17 protein-coding genes, 1 other RNA gene and 1 pseudogene are annotated in these 18055 nt (G+C 42.4%); 6 read left to right on the top strand and 13 right to left on the bottom strand.

What is annotated here, in order from left to right:
* Positions 1 to 647 precede the first annotated feature (647 nt).
* Positions 648 to 1484 carry a M10 family metallopeptidase C-terminal domain-containing protein gene (locus V7K84_RS15835; RefSeq protein ID WP_334839358.1) on the top strand — a complete coding sequence of 279 codons (837 nt, stop codon included), beginning with the start codon at positions 648 to 650 and terminating at the stop codon, positions 1482 to 1484.
* A gap of 144 nt (positions 1485 to 1628) precedes the next feature.
* On the opposite strand, the gene V7K84_RS15830 is transcribed toward V7K84_RS15835, so the two are convergent.
* Both V7K84_RS15830 and V7K84_RS15825 read right to left on the bottom strand, forming a co-directional pair.
* A complete protein-coding gene (locus V7K84_RS15830) occupies positions 1629 to 3341 on the bottom strand; it encodes a diflavin flavoprotein (protein ID WP_334839356.1) in 1713 nt (570 codons plus the stop codon).
* 119 nt (positions 3342 to 3460) lie between these two features.
* Positions 3461 to 5200 (bottom strand): diflavin flavoprotein, encoded by a 1740-nt coding sequence (locus V7K84_RS15825; RefSeq protein WP_334839354.1) that lies wholly within the window; start codon positions 5198 to 5200, stop codon positions 3461 to 3463.
* A 1138-nt stretch (positions 5201 to 6338) separates the two neighbouring features.
* On the opposite strand from V7K84_RS15825, the gene V7K84_RS15820 reads away from it, so the two are divergent.
* Positions 6339 to 6794, top strand: coding sequence for a helix-turn-helix domain-containing protein (locus tag V7K84_RS15820; RefSeq protein WP_334839353.1), 456 nt, complete (start codon positions 6339 to 6341; stop codon positions 6792 to 6794).
* A 429-nt stretch (positions 6795 to 7223) separates the two neighbouring features.
* Here the strand turns inward: V7K84_RS15820 and ssrA are convergent.
* From ssrA to petL, 10 genes are all read right to left on the bottom strand, one after another.
* Positions 7224 to 7614, bottom strand: a transfer-messenger RNA (tmRNA) gene (gene ssrA / locus V7K84_RS15810).
* A gap of 157 nt (positions 7615 to 7771) precedes the next feature.
* Positions 7772 to 8719, bottom strand: a complete 948-nt coding sequence (locus tag V7K84_RS15805; RefSeq protein WP_334839352.1) for a F0F1 ATP synthase subunit gamma — start codon at positions 8717 to 8719, stop codon at positions 7772 to 7774.
* A 95-nt stretch (positions 8720 to 8814) separates the two neighbouring features.
* Positions 8815 to 10335, bottom strand: a complete 1521-nt coding sequence (gene atpA, locus V7K84_RS15800) for a F0F1 ATP synthase subunit alpha (RefSeq protein ID WP_334839350.1) — start codon at positions 10333 to 10335, stop codon at positions 8815 to 8817.
* A gap of 197 nt (positions 10336 to 10532) precedes the next feature.
* Entirely contained in the window at positions 10533 to 11087 is a 555-nt protein-coding gene (atpH, locus tag V7K84_RS15795; RefSeq protein ID WP_334839349.1) for an ATP synthase F1 subunit delta, read from the bottom strand.
* Positions 11084 to 11656 carry a F0F1 ATP synthase subunit B gene (locus V7K84_RS15790; RefSeq protein WP_334839348.1) on the bottom strand — a complete coding sequence of 191 codons (573 nt, stop codon included), beginning with the start codon at positions 11654 to 11656 and terminating at the stop codon, positions 11084 to 11086. The genes atpH and V7K84_RS15790 overlap by 4 nt, the downstream gene beginning before the upstream one ends.
* A gap of 188 nt (positions 11657 to 11844) precedes the next feature.
* Positions 11845 to 12276 carry a F0F1 ATP synthase subunit B' gene (locus tag V7K84_RS15785; RefSeq protein WP_094351161.1) on the bottom strand — a complete coding sequence of 144 codons (432 nt, stop codon included), beginning with the start codon at positions 12274 to 12276 and terminating at the stop codon, positions 11845 to 11847.
* 182 nt (positions 12277 to 12458) lie between these two features.
* Positions 12459 to 12704 (bottom strand): ATP synthase F0 subunit C, encoded by a 246-nt coding sequence (gene atpE, locus V7K84_RS15780; RefSeq protein ID WP_013192016.1) that lies wholly within the window; start codon positions 12702 to 12704, stop codon positions 12459 to 12461.
* A 148-nt stretch (positions 12705 to 12852) separates the two neighbouring features.
* Positions 12853 to 13614, bottom strand: a complete 762-nt coding sequence (atpB, locus tag V7K84_RS15775; protein WP_322674305.1) for a F0F1 ATP synthase subunit A — start codon at positions 13612 to 13614, stop codon at positions 12853 to 12855.
* Positions 13615 to 13674: 60 nt separating this feature from the next.
* Entirely contained in the window at positions 13675 to 14115 is a 441-nt protein-coding gene (locus V7K84_RS15770; protein ID WP_334839346.1) for an ATP synthase subunit I, read from the bottom strand.
* A 269-nt stretch (positions 14116 to 14384) separates the two neighbouring features.
* Positions 14385 to 14480: a cytochrome b6-f complex subunit PetL gene (petL, locus tag V7K84_RS15765; protein ID WP_084227316.1), complete on the bottom strand. Its 96-nt coding sequence runs from the start codon at positions 14478 to 14480 to the stop codon at positions 14385 to 14387.
* 212 nt (positions 14481 to 14692) lie between these two features.
* On the opposite strand from petL, the gene aroB reads away from it, so the two are divergent.
* From aroB to V7K84_RS15750, 3 genes and pseudogenes are all read left to right on the top strand, one after another.
* Positions 14693 to 15793 carry a 3-dehydroquinate synthase gene (aroB, locus tag V7K84_RS15760; RefSeq protein ID WP_334839667.1) on the top strand — a complete coding sequence of 367 codons (1101 nt, stop codon included), beginning with the start codon at positions 14693 to 14695 and terminating at the stop codon, positions 15791 to 15793.
* 78 nt (positions 15794 to 15871) lie between these two features.
* Positions 15872 to 16537, top strand: a pseudogene (locus tag V7K84_RS15755) (Uma2 family endonuclease).
* Positions 16538 to 16789: 252 nt separating this feature from the next.
* Positions 16790 to 17110, top strand: a complete 321-nt coding sequence (locus V7K84_RS15750) for a hypothetical protein (RefSeq protein ID WP_334839345.1) — start codon at positions 16790 to 16792, stop codon at positions 17108 to 17110.
* Between the two features lie 169 nt (positions 17111 to 17279).
* On the opposite strand, the gene V7K84_RS15745 is transcribed toward V7K84_RS15750, so the two are convergent.
* Positions 17280 to 17495: a hypothetical protein gene (locus tag V7K84_RS15745; RefSeq protein ID WP_334839344.1), complete on the bottom strand. Its 216-nt coding sequence runs from the start codon at positions 17493 to 17495 to the stop codon at positions 17280 to 17282.
* 207 nt (positions 17496 to 17702) lie between these two features.
* On the opposite strand from V7K84_RS15745, the gene V7K84_RS15740 reads away from it, so the two are divergent.
* Positions 17703 to 18014, top strand: a complete 312-nt coding sequence (locus V7K84_RS15740) for a hypothetical protein (protein WP_334839666.1) — start codon at positions 17703 to 17705, stop codon at positions 18012 to 18014.
* The last annotated feature ends 41 nt before the right edge of the window (positions 18015 to 18055 follow it).

The raw sequence follows: 18055 nt of genomic DNA, 5'->3' as shown, positions 1-18055 counted from the left end.
CCACAGCGAGGCTGAACGTTTTTCTGATGCAATTATCTCGTCTAAAGCCAAGCCGCTGAATGTCTTGTTATGCCTGTATTGCCAACCCATTCAGGTGACATCTATCTTCCGCCGCCAGTTTGCTAATAAAGGTTGTCCATAATCTGAGCAATGCACAAATAACAGCTGCTCTGTCAGGCCAAACAAAGCACATATCAAAATCATACCAATTTGAAAAAAGAATGCGACAGATACATACTCCCAAACCTTTGTTCTGTCTGGCTTTCTTAATGCGTGAATTTTGTTAGCGCAGCGTAAAGCCTTCTCTTTCAGAGACGCTAACGCGAACGGCATGGCTTGTCTGGGACACGTTATGCGAACGCTTAGAGCGAGTCCGCGATAGCGAAGCGGGAGCGTCGCCTCATTTTGAATTTTGAATTGGTATCAGCAATAGTATTTTAGAAATCTGCAATTCTCAAGATTGTGCGAGATTATCTTTTATTACACAAGTCTTGAAGTCTATTTGTAACTTAGACTACGATTTTTCCTTTTTTAGGGACGACTATTTACGTTTATATGTAAATTTATGTAACTTATGTTTTTATGCCGTGAGATATAAAACACAATCTTCCATGTAGTCTAATGTAGTACTTTGAAGGAAGAAAAACATGACTAATGCAGTTTTTACCGACATTTTTGATGGCAATTTAACCGACAATAACACCACAACAGGTACTAATTTAGACGATGTAATCCTTGGTGACAATGGAAGTGATTTTTTAAGAGGTTTAGCTGGTAACGATCTTCTGTTCGGTAATAACGGCAACGATAGGATCGAGGGTGGAGATGGCAACGATGAAATCAACGGTGGATTGGGCAACGATACAATCGACGGTGGATCTGGCCTTGATACCTTAGATGGTGGTGCTGGTATTGATACTCTGGATGTCACTTTTTTTAGTGGGGCTTATGTACTCAACTTGACAACCGGAGTCACCAACTTTGTGGGTGAAACGGCAATTAATTTTGAAAATGTCAACACTGGTTCTGGCAACGACAGTATTACTGGCAGTGCGGCTAATAACGTCATTAACACTGGTAGTGGCAACGACACGATCAATGGTGGAAATGGCGACGATATTCTTATCGGTGGAGCAGGTACTGATAGAATAACTGACGGCGGTGGCGATGACATCTATAAGTACTTCAGTACTTCTGAAAGTCAGGTAGGTGTGACACGGGATATCCTCACAGATTTCACATCAGGGTTTGACAAGATCGACTTGTCGGCAATAGATTCTGAACTATCAGTTTTAGGCAATCAAGCCTTTAAATTTATCGGTACTGCTGCCTTCACTGGAAGTGCTGGCGAAGTACGCTACTTTACAAGTGGTAGCAACCTATTCGTTCAGGCAGAGATCAATGGTGACGGTAACATACTCGCGGATTTAGAAATTCAACTGAATGGATTGTCAACGATCGCCGCGACTAATTTCATCCTTTAAGTTTGGGACATATTAAAATGACTCTTTAATAAGCATAAAAAACTGGGATGGCTATCTTGCCCATCCCAGAAAAAAGAGAATTTTCTCATCAAACGCCTTAGCTCTATAGCGAAGGCGATTTTGTTAACTTATACTTCTCACTATCTAATAATGAGTACCTGTTTTACGATGGTTGATGGCAGTCACAGCATCAGGCTTGAGTAATTTCCCTTCGTCCACAGTTGCATACACAACCCAGTGATCGCCACATTCCAGACGTTGGTTGACTGAACATTCCAAATATGCTAGAGCGTCGGTGAGGACAGTACAGCCGTTATCTGCAACTGCTGTACTAAAGTTGGCAAATCGATCTTCCCCAGGGGCGAAAGATTTACGGAAATGCTTCATGTATTCTTGATGATTGCCTTCAGGTAGAATATTTAAGGCAAACTTACCGCCTGGATACATCAAAGATTCTATCGCTCGCTCTTTAGCGATCGCCACTGTTATTCCAGGTGGGTTAAAGGTGGCTTGAGAAACCCAAGCGCCTAACATTGCGGTAGACACTTCTCCTTGTTTCGCTGTCACCACGCAAACGGAACCAACGATCCGGCCAACAGCCTGTTCCACTGGAGTCGCGGCTTGTTGGGGTACGCGTACCTTTTTAGCCTTTTTCAGTGCTTGGGCAAAGTCTGTACCTAATTCTTCACAGAATTTGAGAGTGACATCATCAGGTTTAAACTTCACCTTTAGGGTGTCAAAACCAAAGCGATATCCAGCATCGCGGAGTTTACCTTCGATTAAGTCAAATGCTTCGCCACTCCAGCCATAAGAACCAAATACCCCAGCGAGTTTACTGTTGTCACCACTCGATAGCACAATCCCTAAAGCAGTATGAATGGGAGTTGGTGCATGACCACCAATGGTAGGAGAACCGATGATAAAACCCTCTGACTGTGCGAGGTTGATACGAATTTCATCAGGGGTAGCAAATTCGCAGTTAATCGATTTAACTGCAACTCCACCTTTAGTTAGTCCCAGAGCGATCGCTTGTGCTAAAGTCGCTGTATTTCCGTAAGCTGAAGCGTAAAGTAGGGCAACGGAAATTTCGCGATCGTTGTGAGAACGGCTCCACTCTCCATAAGCTTTGGTGAGTTCGATTAAGCTGCTGCGTACTAAAGGCCCGTGACCCACAGCATACATTCTCACCTGCAAATCTGATATTTTCTCTAAAGCTGCTTGCACATGAGGAGTTTGGGGAGCCATCAGGCAGTTAAAGTAGTAACGCTGGTCTTCTTTGAGCGCTTCCCAGTTATCATCAAACACTTCATCACCACAGAGATGAGTTGCAAATAACTTATCTGTGTAGAGAATTTGAGTTTGCCGATCGTAGGTACAAAGTCCTTCCGGCCAACGCGGACTGGGAGTGGGCAAGAATTTCAAAACATGACCCTTACCTAAATCTAGAGTTTCTTTCCCCCGCATCACCAAGACATTTAAATCTTGCTCTAAGAAAGCAGCACGCAAATTGTTCGCACCAGGAAGAGAACAGACAAAAGTTACCTGTGGTGCTAGTTCTAAAATTGCTTTGAGGGTTGCAACTCGATTGGGACTAAAATGACCCAGGATTATATAATCCAAACTTTGTAAATCTAAAGTCTGCCGCAATGCCTCTAAATAAATTTCGGTAAAGCTTTCTGGCGGTGGATCGATAAGTGCGGTTTTATCAGCTTCAATTAAATAGCAATTGGAGGTAGTACCTCTTTCAAGTGCGTATTCAATTTCAAACCGCAGACGTGACCAACTACGCGCTCTGATCGCTTTAGTATTTGTAGCAATTGGTAGAACTTGTACGTCGCGTGGCTTGGAATTGGTCATAGCTGTTGGATAAAGTTAGGGAACAGGGAATAGGGAATAGGTTATAGGGTATAGATCGTAGGAAACAGGGGATAGTTTTCTTTGCTTTCCCCTGTCACCTGTTACCTTTTGTCTCTTTCTTAGTAGTAATTACCTACTTTCCGATGGCGAACGGCTGTCAATCCATCGTTTTTGGAGACACGACCTTCTTGGACGGTGCAGTATACAATCCAGTGGTCGCTGCATTCCATGCTGGTCTGTATTTCACATTCCATGTATGCCAAAGCATCTGTCAGAATCGGGGAACCGTTTTTTGCGGTTTGAGTTTTGACTCCTGCAAAGCGGTCAGCACCAGGATGCAAGCGCTTGAGGAAGTGTTTCTTGAGTTCTTGAAAATTACCTTCTTCCAAAACGTTGAGGACGAAGCGATCGCCTACTTGCATTAAGGAATCAATGGCGCGGTCTTTCGCAACGGCAATTGTGAATCCTAATGGTTGCAAACTCGCTTGCGTTACCCACGATGCCAGCATTGCACTTGAGACGTTATCTTTTTTGGTGGTGACTATATACAGCCCACTACTAATGCGACCCAGCGCCTTTTCCATGTTGACATCAAGGGACTTAATTTGCTTGATGTTGCGATCGCGCACTAGCAATTGTCCGATGTCTTTACCCGCTTCTTCACACAACTGGAATGTTGATGCTGTGGGAGCCTCTTTAATCCGAATGGGTGGGAAAGCTTCTTTGATGCCAGAGTCCAGAAATTGTCTGCGGAGTGTATCAATGGGTTCATCATCCCCACCGTAACATTCAAATAGCCCAAGAAATTGCTTGTTCTTGGCAACAGCTAGCACCGAACTGATACTAGCTTGGGCGGCAGCGGCGGTAGTCGAGGGCATACCGATAATGATCCCAGCTGCTCTCCCGGCTAGTTCTTGAATTTCTTGGCTCCCAGCAGTACTTAGATCCAGTACTTCTACGCCAACGCCAGTTTTCAGGATACCTTCGGCAATTGCGTGACCAAGGCGCTCGCCATATCCATATTCTGAGACAAAAAACAAGCCGACTGTGGTTTCTGCTTTAGCTTGTTTTTGGCTCCAATTTTCGTAACACCCAGTCAGAACATCTAAATGGTGGTATAATAAAGGCCCGTGACCATTGGCGATAATATTAATCTTTCCGAGATCGCCCATCCGCTTCATCGCATTCAGCAACGAACGAGCATTAGGGCCCATCAAGCAGTCGTAGTAAAATCTAAAGTCAGCTTCGATCGCTTCTAAATCTTCGTCAAAGGTGCGATCGTCACAAAAATGCATCCCAAAAGCATCACAGGTGTAAAGAATTTGGGTTTTGCGGTCAAAGCTAAAGATTGTATCCGGCCAGTGTAGGTTAGGCGCACTCACGAATTCCATTTCGTGGCCTTTGCCGATATCGATGCGATCGCCAGTTTTCACAACCCGCTTGGAAAAAGGATCGTGTACTAATCCCTCAAGGAATTGCAGCGCAACTTTTGAGGCTAAAACTGTAGCTCTAGGAGCTAACTGGAGGACATCTTCTACTAAGCCGCTATGGTCTGGCTCTGTGTGACTAACAATTATGTAATCAATTGTTTTGGGGTTAACAAGACTTTTAAGGGTCTCTAAATACAGATCGCGAAACTTCTGGTGAGAAGTATCAATCAAAACTGTTTGTTCGCCCCTAATTAGATATGAATTGTAGGTTGTACCGTTTTGCAGTCCGAATTCGATATCAAAGCGATCGCGATCCCAATCAAGAGAGCGAATCGCCGTTGTGTTAGGGGCAATTTCTACAGTTTGTATAGTTAGCCGATGTTGAACGTTCTCTGTGTTGGCCTTGCCGGTCGTAGACATCGCTACCATTATTCGTCTCCGAGCGCAAATTAACAGGTTTTTCTTCTGCCCCCATTGTCTCTATTATTTTTATTTGAAGTTGTAATGAATATTAGTTTTTTAAAAATTTAACTTGTATCAAATATTGCTGTTTTTCAGCAAAAAATATGACTCAAAAAATATACTAAATATTAATTTATTACTAAGTTTTACTGAGTACTTGTTTTTGCTATTTATCTGGTTTGATCTTAATTCAAAAATATCATAGCAATTATATTTTTTAACTAGAACAGCATAATTTAAACAATATTAGATTGCTGTTCTATGTACCAACTCTAAATTACTTGTGATACTTAATATTGTCAGAGAATATATTTTTCAACTAGAAAAATATATTTCTTCGGATACTCCCTTAATTAGAAAAAGTAGGAAAGGTGGGAAAGGTAGGAAAGGTAGGAAAGGTAGGAAAGGTAGGAAAGGTAGGAAAGGTGGGAAAGGTGGGAAAGGTGGGACAAACCTTATTAGACTTCCAAAAAGCATCGAGTAGGCTGTTAACATTAGTTTATTCAATAGATATTCAATCTATTGTTGTCTTAATCAAAAATATGGTACATAGAATATAAACTTTATGTAAAGTCGGCAAAACAGATATTTTTTTGGAGATAATCAAGTCAAATTTCCAGAGACTAGTTGAATAAAAAGGAACTAGGCTTGTATATCTTTTTCTGCTCATCCAAATGGAAACTAGGGTAAAAAAGAATTTTAAAGTTTCGATAAACCTGCGTAAGCATAGGAATAATCTTAGGAATTTAATGATACAGTCCTTTATTATCGACTTTAAACATTAATCAAGATAACGCCAACAAATTTTTCTTGTCATAGCTATAAGCTACAGCTTCAGGCTATCGGATAAGTTTGCCTATATAGGTTAATGTGTAATCTCGATGTGCCGAACTTTTTATAAAAATCCATTGTTGATGAAAAATTGCAAACTTTGATAGTGTTCTCAAGCCAATACCGATTGTGTAGCAGCCTTATAGACGCTGACATCCTTAATACTTGTAGTTCAGTTTTGTCGAATGTATGATGAAATACCTAAGTAATTCATCATACAGACGTAAATAGATACAAAAATGACAAAAATTGATTTTGTAAAAGGTTATTTTTTATGGGATGCCGATTAAAAGTGTTTCTCACAGAAGAGGAAAAGCTAACTTTAGAAGAGTTGAGAAAAGCCAAAGATGTTCCTCAACGTACTAAGGATCGCGCTCAAGTTTTACTGCTGAATACTCGTGGCTTAAAAAATGAGCAAATTGCAAAAGGCTTGAACTGGGCGATTTCAACAGTGCGTCAAACCCTTCATCGCTGGGAAAAAATGGGTTTAGCAGGTTTATGGGATGCTCCTGGTCGAGGAGGAAAACCCCGATATTCGGAATCGGATTTGGTTTATCTCGAAAATTGTTTAGCTCAAGAGTCAGAGACTTATAATTCTAAACAATTAGCAAAAAAACTGGCGTCTGAACGTCAAGTAAACTTGAGTGCAGATCGACTACGACGGGTACTGAAAAAAAGGGGAAGGAGGTTTGGAAGCGCACGCACACAAACCCAGAAACAGCACAATTAGTTAATTAAACCATCTTGAACTCGAATCACTCGTTTCGTTTGAGATGCGATCGCTAAATCGTGAGTGACAATCACGATTACCTTCTTGACAAGTTCCTGCTTTTTGCAGAGATAGTGCGTGTTGTTGCTTTACTTCTACACCGGCTTAATCGATATCTTGTTGACGGGTTCCCAATACGGTTTGGTTAAGGCAAGAGACGCGATCTAGAATTTTCTAACCTTAACCGAAGCGTATTGGACGGGTTCCTGCTTGTTGCAGAGATAGTGCTTCTTGCGCTTCTTTCTATTACTTTGGCTTAACTAAACGGTATTGCTATATTAGCCGTTGAACTCAAGTTAGCTGTGCATTATAGAAAATTCTCATGGGAGTTTCCCATAAAACAAAGTCCACTTACACATCACAGTGTCAAGTGGACTTGTTAACTATTTTGAGTGGATCCGAGCAGAGTCGAACTGCTGTCCAAATTGGGTATTGACTCCCCGCTCATTCACAGGTTTAGCCTTTTTAATCCTCAAGGCGGGAATCGTTCATTATCCCGAACGTAGGATGCTCTGATTTAATCTTAGCTAGCAAGCCAACCAGAGAACGCTTACTAGAGCATCCGTTGGGGTTTGGTCTTCAGTCCTTAACGGAGTCAAACCGAAGACGCTCGAACCTATAAGAGGTGTTTTAGGCTGCTACTAGAGCATCCTTACGAGCAAAGCTAACGATGTTATTCGCATTTACTTTTTGTTTGAGCCTTTGATTTGCGAGAGGAGACTCACTCTCGACCTGAATCACAGAGCAGCGTTCGCCAACCTGTCGAAACCGTGACGGACCCATGCGCTTCATATTTCAATTATAATACGCAATTCTTGAAATGTGTTAATAGACATAATTAAAAGTCCCCAATACTAAAATAGCCAATTGCTAATCTTAAGATAATTAGCAATTGGCTATATATTACAACGCACTACAAATAAATAATTAGCTATACCTTAAGTTAGTGCTTCAGCACCGCCCACAACCTCAAGGAGTTCTTGGGTAATTGCAGCTTGTCGAGCTTTGTTGTAAGACAGGGTGAGGGTGTTAATCAGTTCACCAGCATTTTCACTGGCATTACTCATAGCTGTCATCCGCGCTGCTAGTTCACTAGCCGCCGATTCTTGTAGCGCCCGTAATAACTGGTTACTCAGATACAGTGGCAACAGAGAATCGAGAATTTGCACTGGATCTTGCTCGAAGATCATGTCAGGAGCCAACGTGCGGGCTTGGCTAGTCACTTTCTCCCGTTCGACTTCAAATTTACCGCCACGGGTTGTCAAGCGGAAGACTTCATCATCGGCTGCTTCTAGACCTTGTGGATCGAGGGGCAGTAGGGTTTGGATCACAGGACGGGAGCTAACTAATGAAAGGAATCTGGTATAAATTAATTCGATACGGTCAACTTCTTCCGAAAGGAACAAGGAAAGTAGTTGATCGGCAATCTGATTAGCTTCCGCTGCGGTGGGAATTTGTTCTAAGCCGCTGTAGGTGGCATCAATTGGCTGATCGCGGCGTTGAAAGTACTGTGTAGCTTTGCGTCCGACGAGCACAAATTGATAGTTTAAACCTTCTGCCTTAATTTCTTTGGCGCGGTTTTCTGCACGACGGATAACGTTATTATTGTACCCGCCGCATAGACCGCGATCGCCTGAAATAACCAACAACCCGACTGACTTAACTTGGCGTTTTTTCAGTAGTGGTAGGTTTGCTTCTTCAAAGCGCAGACGGCTTTGCAAACCATACAACACTTGTGCCAAGCGATCGGCAAAGGGGCGAGTTGCTAGCACTTGTTCTTGCGCCCGACGCACTCTAGCCGCAGCTACGAGACGCATGGCTTCTGTGATTTTTTTGGTGTTTTTGACCGACTGAATGCGATCGCGTATTGCTTTTAGATTGGCCATATTTTTTTCCTTAGTAGTTAGTCATTTGTCCTTTGTCCTTAGTCACTAGTCATTAGTTCTGTACCAATGACCAATGACCAATGACTAATGACTAATTACGCTGTAGCTTTGAAGGTCTTCTTGTATTCGGTAAGCGCTTCCTTCAAAGCAGCTTCTTCTGCATCACCTAGTGCTTTAGATGCTTGTACTCCTTGAGCATACTGGGTCTTGCCAGTCTTTAAGTACTCACGTAGACCCGCAGTGAAAGTGGTTACTTGATTTACAGGTACATCATCTAAGTACCCATTGATACCCGCATACAAAATTGCCACTTGTTCGTATACCGAAAGTGGGGAATTTTGTGGCTGCTTGAGAAGTTCGCGCAACCGTTGACCCCGTGCCAACTGGTCTTGAGTGGCTTTATCTAAATCAGAAGCAAATTGTGCGAAGGCTTGCAGGTCGTCAAATTGGGCTAGTTCCAATTTAATCTTACCGGCAACTTTTTTCATTGCCTTGGTTTGAGCCGCAGATCCCACGCGGGATACGGAAATACCGGGGTTTACAGCGGGACGGATACCAGCGTTAAACAAGTCAGAAGATAGGAATATCTGACCATCGGTAATCGAAATTACGTTGGTGGGGATGTATGCTGAAACGTCACCAGCTTGGGTTTCGATAATTGGTAGGGCGGTCATACTGCCTTTACCTAATTCGTCACTCAGCTTTGCGGCTCTTTCTAACAAGCGGGAGTGAATGTAGAATACATCTCCGGGGTAAGCTTCGCGTCCTGGTGGACGACGCAGCAGTAGGGACATTTGCCGATAAGCTTGAGCTTGCTTGGAAAGGTCATCATAAATTACCAGGGTAGCTTTGCCTTTGTACATGAAGTACTCAGCAATAGTTGCCCCTGTATAGGGAGCTAGGTATTGTAGGGTTGCAGGTTCACTGGCGCTAGCGGCGACGACGACGGTGTAATCCATCGCGCCTTTTTCTTGCAATGTTTGCACCACGTTAGCAACTGTGGAAGCCTTTTGACCGATCGCCACGTAGACACAAATTACATCTTCTTCTTTTTGGTTGATGATGGTGTCGATCGCGATCGCAGTTTTACCGGTTTGGCGATCGCCAATAATCAATTCCCGTTGACCGCGACCAATGGGAATCATTGAGTCAATAGCTGTGATACCCGTTTGCATGGGTTCATGTACAGACCGACGGGCAATGATACCGGGTGCTGGAGATTCAATCAAACGGCTTTCTGGGGACTTGATATCTCCCTTACCATCGATAGGACGACCCAATGCATCTACAACTCTTCCAATTAAGGCTTCCCCTACTGGAATCTGGGCAATTCTACCAGTGGCAGTTACAGAACTACCTTCTTGAATTTCTAGCCCTTCACCCATCAACACCGCGCCCACGTTGTCTTCTTCTAAGTTTTGGGCGATGCCAATTGTGCCATCTTCAAATTCCAAAAGTTCCCCAGACATAGCCTTTTCCAGACCATAAATCCGGGCAATACCGTCACCAACTTGGAGAACAGTACCAACGTTAGCAACTTTGACCTCTTGATCGTATTGCTCGATTTGTTGTTGGATAATGCTGCTAATTTCGTCAGGTCTAATTGATATGCTCATGTGTCTATCTTGTTTGCTTTCGAGACGGAAAAATTCAAGAGTTAGGAGTTAACAGTTAGGAGTGATGAGTTAAGAGTGATGAGTTAAAAATGCAAAAATTACAAGTTAAAAGTCAAAATAAATTACTATTTACTTAACTCCTAACTCCTAACTTCTAACTTCTAACTCCTAACTTCTAACTCCTAACTCCTAACTTTCTAACCACTGGTTAAGCGCAATGAAAGGCGGCGCAACTGACCCCGGATACTAGCGTCAATTACCTGTGAACCTACTTTAATGATCACACCACCAATTAACTCGCTGTCTACCCTGGTTTCTAGTTCTACCTGGCGAGCATTGGAGATGGCGATGACCTTTTGGATGATTGCCTGCTGTTGAGCTTCTGTGAGGGGAACGGCTGAAATTACTTCCGCTAATACGGTTTGATTCAGCTGCCGCAACAGCGCCAGATACTGTTGAAAAATATCTTCCAAGAATGCAATGCGCCGCTTATCTACCAGTATCAGCAAAAAATTGCGTAAGTAGGGATTAGCGCCTTCACCGAGTATTTGTTTGATGAGAGATTTTTTGTTCTCAGACTGAATAAACGGGTTGCTGAAGAAGTTGTGTAGCTGTTTGTCTGCCCTGAGCAGTCCCAGGAAAGTCCGCGCATCTTCCCCGAACTCTTCGGTCAAATTTTTCGATTGCGCTATTGACAAAAGTGCCTGTGCATAAGGTTGGGCTACTTCGGCTGACGCTACTTGACTTGTCATACGTTGCCTCCCAGTTGTGCGATGCTGCGATCAATTAAACTTTGTTGAGCATCGTCGGCAATTCCGCCTTTGAGTTGCGATTCGACTTTTTGCAATGCTAGTGTAGCAACCCGTTGCCGCAGTTGAGCGATCGCTCGATCGGTTTCGGAGTTTAAATCTGCTGCTGCTGTTTGTTTCAAGCGTTCTACGTCTTGCACTGCCTTCGCTAACAAGGCTTCTTTCGCTTTTTGAGCGTTTTCTATGGCAGATTGGCGGATGCGTTCTGCCTCTGCCTGAGATTGCTTCAATTGCTCTTGCGCTTTTGAAAGGGCAGTCTTTGCCTCTTTTAAGCGCCCTTCTGCTTCCTGAATTGCAGTGGCAATATTGGATTGTCGCTCGTTCAGGATATTGCTTAAAACCTTACGTCCGAAGTAGAATAGTATGCCAATCAGAATCGCTAGATTAATCAGATTGGTTTCAAAAATGTCTAGGTTTAGACCGAAACCACCTTCTGCTGCGCCTTCTGCCAACTCAGAGTGAACAGCGTTCGCTTCTGCGGCAAGTAATAAGAATGTCCCCATGATACCCATTTACAAGTGCGCTGCTCGCTGCTAATACGTTGTATTTTCCCTGAAGGAAATTTAAGTATCTTTTCCCCGTAAGGAAATTAAGTATCTTTCCCCAGAAGGGGAAAAAGTGCCTTTTTTTGACACTTAATTAAGCGCTCTGGACTAGGGGCCAGTTGCGCGTATGCTTTCACAGAACCAGTCTAGTTAGCTTATCTAACTGGAGTTGGCCCCAATAGTTTTTCTAGAATCTGCCGGCTTAAAGCATCAACTTGTTGCTCTAAGGTGCGAAAAGCTTCCTGCTTTTGTTGTTCTATTTCAACAGCAGCTTGTTCACGTTGAGTCTGAGCTTCCTTTTGGGCCTCAGCGATTTTCTCAGCAGTAATTTTCTTAGCTTCGAGTTGAGCTGCTTCTACAGTTGCTTGCGATTGTCTGCGAGCGTCTGCGAGTTGCTGTTCATACTCGGTAGCCAAGCGCTCGGCTTTAGCCAAGCTCTCCCGCGCTTCCAGGGTATTCGTTCGGATATAATTATCGCGATCGTCTAGTACCTTGGTCAGTGGCTTATAGAAAATTGCATTCAACAAAGCTGCTAGTAGCAGGAATTGCAATGCCATGAAGGGCAAGGTAGCATCGAAATCAAACATTTGTCTCCTCTTTGGCTGGAGTAGCAGTTTTCGTGGCTAGCAACATCATCCAACCTTTCATATTTTAGAGACCCATAGCCAATAAGGGTCAACTGAACATTATAACTATTAAAATACCTAAAACATTTCGATTGTAGAGGCGTGATGGTTCACGTCTCCACACTCAGAAAAACTTTCAGGTATTAGGCGAAGGGGTTAGCAAACAGCAATACCAGGGCAATCACTAGACCATAGATAGTCAAGGATTCCATGAAAGCCAAGGTTAATAGCAGAGTACCGCGAATTTTTCCTTCTGCTTCAGGTTGACGAGCAATACCTTCTACTGCTTGTCCAGCAGCGTTTCCTTGACCGATACCAGGGCCAATTGCAGCTAAACCAATCGCTAAAGCAGCAGCGAGAACTGAAGCAGCCTGAACTAATGGATCCATGTTGATTTTCCTTGCTTTGATTACAAAACTAACAAAAGTACGTTAACGATTAGAAACGTGGTTTTCACGCTGCACCGGGTTCTTTAAATCGCGCTTTGCGATGTTTTGAGCGAACATGCTCTGGGAACTGTGCTATCAACTGAGAAGTTTAATGCTCCTCATGTTCTTCTCCGCCATGCCCCTCCATTGCCTCATGAATGTATGCTCCGGCGAGGGTGGCGAAAACCAGGGCTTGAATGGCACTGGTAAATAAACCCAAGGCCATTACAGGCAGAGGTACAAATAGAGGAACTAGCAGCACCAGCACCGCTACTACCAATTCATCCGCCAAAATATTACCAAATAGCCGGAAGCTTAGGGAGAGGGGTTTGGTGAAATCTTCTAGAATTGCGATCGGCAATAAAACAGGTGTTGGCTCTATATATTTCTTAAAGTAGCCTAAACCCCGTTTGCTAAAACCTGCGTAAAAGTACGCTAAAGAGGTCAGCAATGCCAATGCGACAGTCGTATTGATGTCATTGGTGGGAGCTGCCAATTCGCCCGAAGGTAGTCTGATGAGCTTCCAGGGAATTAGCGCACCTGACCAGTTCGATACGAAAATAAACAAGAACAATGTGCCAATAAATGGCACCCAAGGGCGGTACTCTTTCTCACCAAGTTGGTTTTTGGCCAGATCGCGAATAAATTCTAGGGCATATTCCATCAAATTCTGGATACCCTTGGGAATTCTTTGTGCATTTCGAGTAGCAGCTATTGAAGCCACTACTAGAATACTAATCACAAACCATGAGGTGAGAAAAACTTGCCCATGAATTTTAAGATTGCCCAACTGCCAGTAGAAATGATGTCCTACTTCTAATTCGGCGAGGGGAAAAGAATTAAAGGCGTTTAAGACACTAAGCATTTGCATTCTTCAAGCATTTTCCCCAACGAGCGAGGATGGGATTACTATCTTTGTGAGCCTGACTATTTAAGAATCAGGAATGAACGCAATTTGCACCATATAGACGAAGAGCGTGGCTTTGTAAGTTAGAAATCCCAAAAAAATGGGCAAAATCTGTAGCTCACGCCATTGAGTTGCCACGATCATCACTCCCATAAATAGAGCAAAACGAGTTTTGCTCAAACTGGTTTTTTCACTACCGAGCTGCTCAACGTCTCTAGCCAACATTTTTAAGTAAACCACACCTGTACACGCCCCAATTAAATAATTTAGGGCAATGTTTAAGGAATAAAAAATCCACACAGAGATAAAAATAACCCCCGTCAAGACAAGCGTGATTACCAACAATCGCTGGAAGAGTTGATGGAACTCTTGCATGGAGTTACCTGATTCTGTGTCTCCAGAACCAGTTTTAGCATCTTGTTGCGTTGTCGGAGTGGGCGCAATTGATTCGTCAGACAAGCTCACGGGACTTGAAACCAGTACAGTTAAATATGATGACTGCACATTCAGTCAGCTGAATCATATCACGATGCGGTAACAATACTTTAGGAAAAAACAATTAACTTCTTGTCAACATCAGGCAGTAAGTACCGACGGACTAAAGCCTACAACAATTTTACCCAGTCCACATTGCCGGACTTTGTGAAAAAGTAAAGGTTTTATAGAGTATTTGTAAACTGAGGGCAAGCAAAATGCCTGCCCCACAAGAGTCTTGGGTTGAATCTACCTCTCGATTAAATTATCTTGGCAGTCCGCAGCCCGAACAGCAAACCTACAGATAAGCCAAAGAATAAACCCAAGAAGACGACATAAGATACAATTGCAAACATTTATTGCTCTCCAGAATACTTCCTAAATCTATTGAATCATTAGTTGTTGGGTATTGGGCATGGGGCATAGGGCATAGGGCGTGAGGGTAGAGGAGAAATACTTACTAGAACTTCTTTGCTGCTTGCCTGCTTCTTAGCAATCCCCTATGCCCTATGCCCATTTTCTAGATTGCGATACAATACAGCCCACAGGCGCTGTTTGGGGTTGGGCAATGACTTCTGTAATTAATGTAAATCTACCAGAGCAGTCTTATGAAATTGCGATCGCACCTTCAAGTTTAGATCAACTGGGTCAACAGATGGCCAGTCTCAATCTAGGTAAGAAGGTATTGCTAGTTTCTAATCCGACGATTTTTAAGCATTTTGGCGAAAGAGCAATTACATCCCTAAAATCTGCTGGTTTTGAAGTTGCTAGCTGCACTCTACCACCAGGTGAACGCTACAAAACCCTCAATTCCATTCAAAAACTCTACGATGTAGCCTTGGAAAACCGCCTAGAACGTTCTTCTACGATGGTGGCTTTAGGCGGAGGTGTAGTTGGCGATATGACTGGCTTTGCGGCTGCAACTTGGCTGCGCGGTATTAATGTTGTCCAAGTGCCTACCTCTTTGTTGGCGATGGTAGATTCGGCAATTGGTGGCAAAACTGGTGTGAATCATCCCCACGGTAAAAATTTAATTGGGGCATTCCATCAACCGCGTTTGGTTTTGATTGACCCAGATGTGTTAAAAACTCTACCTATGCGAGAGTTTCGGGCAGGGATGGCAGAAGTTATTAAGTACGGTGTGATTTGGGATGCCGAATTGTTTGCTCAGTTGGAAGCAAGTAAACGCCTCGACCAACTCCGCTATGTCAAACCTGACTTAATAACAAGCATATTGACTCGATCTTGTCAAGCTAAAGCTGATGTTGTTAGCAAAGATGAGAAAGAAGGTGGATTACGGGCAATTCTCAACTATGGACACACCATCGGTCATACAGTGGAAAGTTTGACTGGTTATCGTCTAGTAAATCATGGTGAAGCGGTGGCTATTGGTATGGTAGCAGCCGGTCAAATTGCTGTGGATTTAGGACTGTGGCAAAAGGAAGACACAGAACGTCAAAATGCTTTAATTCAAAAAGCGGGTTTACCGACTCAGTTACCAGATGGGTTAGATATTGAAGCAATTATTGAAGCGTTGCAGTTAGATAAGAAAGTCCAAGCCGGGAAAGTTCGGTTTGTTTTACCAACAGAGATTGGTGTAGTAACAATTACCGATGAAGTGCCATCGGATATTATTCGGCAAGTTTTGCGAGGAATGCGAACAATTTGAAGAAGAATTCAGGAGTCAGAATTTAGGAGTCAGAATAAAAGTTAGTTGCTCTGTCCTTCAATTACGAATTAATGAGCCATGATACTCCAAGCCAAAAATCAATTAACTTTGCAAGAGTTCCTGAATCTTCCTCCAGGGGAGGGAGATATCACCTACGAATTTGTTGATGGTCAAGCAATTCCTAAAATGTCACCAAAAAATTCCACTCAAAACTTACCCGCGCCCTTCTCAATTTAATTGAGCAATGCTGTGAAGGGAAAGGAGAAGTTTGCCCAGAATTAGCTATTGCATTAACTCGTAGAGGACGAGATTGGATGCCAATACCTGATATTTTATATATTTCTAATGAACGTTTACCCCTTGATTGGGATAAAGAAAGAGCATGTTCTATTCCTCCTGATTTGGTGATTGAGATTATTTCGCCCTTCGGGTTCGAGAGTGACGCTCGAAGACTCGCTAACGCTACGCTATCGCAATCGACGGAAACCGCCAAGACTGCGACTCTCTCACCAGAACAAACCTTTGGACAAATGGCGGCTAAAGCCAAAGACTATTTGGATGCTAAGGTGCTGCGAGTGTGGATATTTAGATAGTAAAGCCAGAAGCATTACTGTTTTTTATCCAGATGCGGCACCACAAACTTATATGGGAGAAGAACTACTCACGGATTCTTTGTTTGAGGAGCTGCAATTTACTGTTGAGCAGGTGTTTCAAAAAGCGAAAATACCATTAGATGCTGAATAGTACAATTTTCTTGCTCTCAACATTCATCGAAATTTTAAGTGGCGCAAGTTTGCCTAGTTTTAACAAGTTGCTTGAGTAACTTGGCTAGTTAATTGAGATGGTAGCTAGATTGACGCGCACTGTAATAAGAGTTTAGCTAATTAATTCATCCATTTGTAGGAGGTAATTAGTAACCCAAGAAGTGTATTTTGCTTATAGTCAGACCAATACAAGATGGTTTGAAGCAAGATTCACGCAACAGATGCATCAATTATGTTAAACCTAATATTCACCGGATGTATAAAAATAAAACCTTTGCTGCTTTCAACAGCTTTTTTGCTAGCTATACAGACTTCTGTCAATGCTCAACAAGCTGTTCCTAGTTTGACGCCAAGACAAGCTCAACATTTATCCCGTGACTTGGTTCCATATAATTCTCAAGAATTTTTTAGACAAGGAAAAGATTCAATTGAGAGAGAAATTCAAATTCTTAGGCAAGGACAACAGCGCTCAATTAAACCTGTTCTCAAGATTGATTCAGTACCGCAGATCAAAAAACCGAATCCCCAGCAAAAACCTCAAGGTCTTATCTAAATAAGAATCATAATCCTTTTTTGAATCCTTAGATTGCTACTTATTCTAATGTTAATTCTTGAGACATAATACATCAACTACAGTCTCAGGCATCAGAATCGCTATGCTCTGCTTTTGGTTTACAGAGGTTTGGTGTTTTTAATAAACTTTGCAACACAAATTTACAATTTTAATCGTCTAGTAAACCCATCAACGCTTGAATTTCAACGTCTTGATCTTGCGGCTCTGATAATTGAGACTGTAGCTTTAATAATTGACTCTGTAATTCTTCTGCTACATGGATCATGTCGGATTCTTGTGCAATTTTTAGCTGATTTTCTTTAATTTTGATTTGTTTAAGCAAATTATTGTCAATATGAGTTGAGTTGTAATGTTGAGCAATCATAAGTTTATTTTTATTATGAATGTATGGAGTGCAATGAAATTTTTCACCTATGTATTATTCCACACTTTTGTCATTTTTTAAATATAGCTGTTCTTGGTGAGTTAAAAGAACCCCACACCCAATTGCCTCCTTGCTGGTTTCGTGGAGGGGACTATGATGTACCTTGTATTATTAGGAAACGCTATAAACATTATTTTTGTGAACAGTATGGACTTAAAGTTTATCAAGAGAAAGATTTATACCTTTGTAAAAATTATATCTACAGTGCTGATAACAAGTGCGATTGGATTAGAATCATGGAATATTTATGCAGCAATTACTAATACTAATGTACCAAGCAGCCTTAATCCAATTTTTTGGATTGAGCGTTTTGCGATGATGAGCCATTTTATCGAAAGTATTATAGCAGCTTTTTATGCACCTTCAAGACAAAAAATACCAATAAAATATGCTACTTATACTTTTTTTGTTGGCACAATTGGGTTGTTAGAACTGTTTGAGCGACAGGATGATTATTGACGCTTCTATGCCTTGAAGGCATGGGTTTTAGACTAGGTTGC

Origin of the sequence: Nostoc sp. (assembly GCF_036917315.1) — a bacterium.
Lineage (GTDB): Bacteria > Cyanobacteriota > Cyanobacteriia > Cyanobacteriales > Nostocaceae > Nostoc.
Note: the sequence above shows the minus strand (reverse complement) of the source record. Positions and strands in the feature narration are given on the sequence as shown.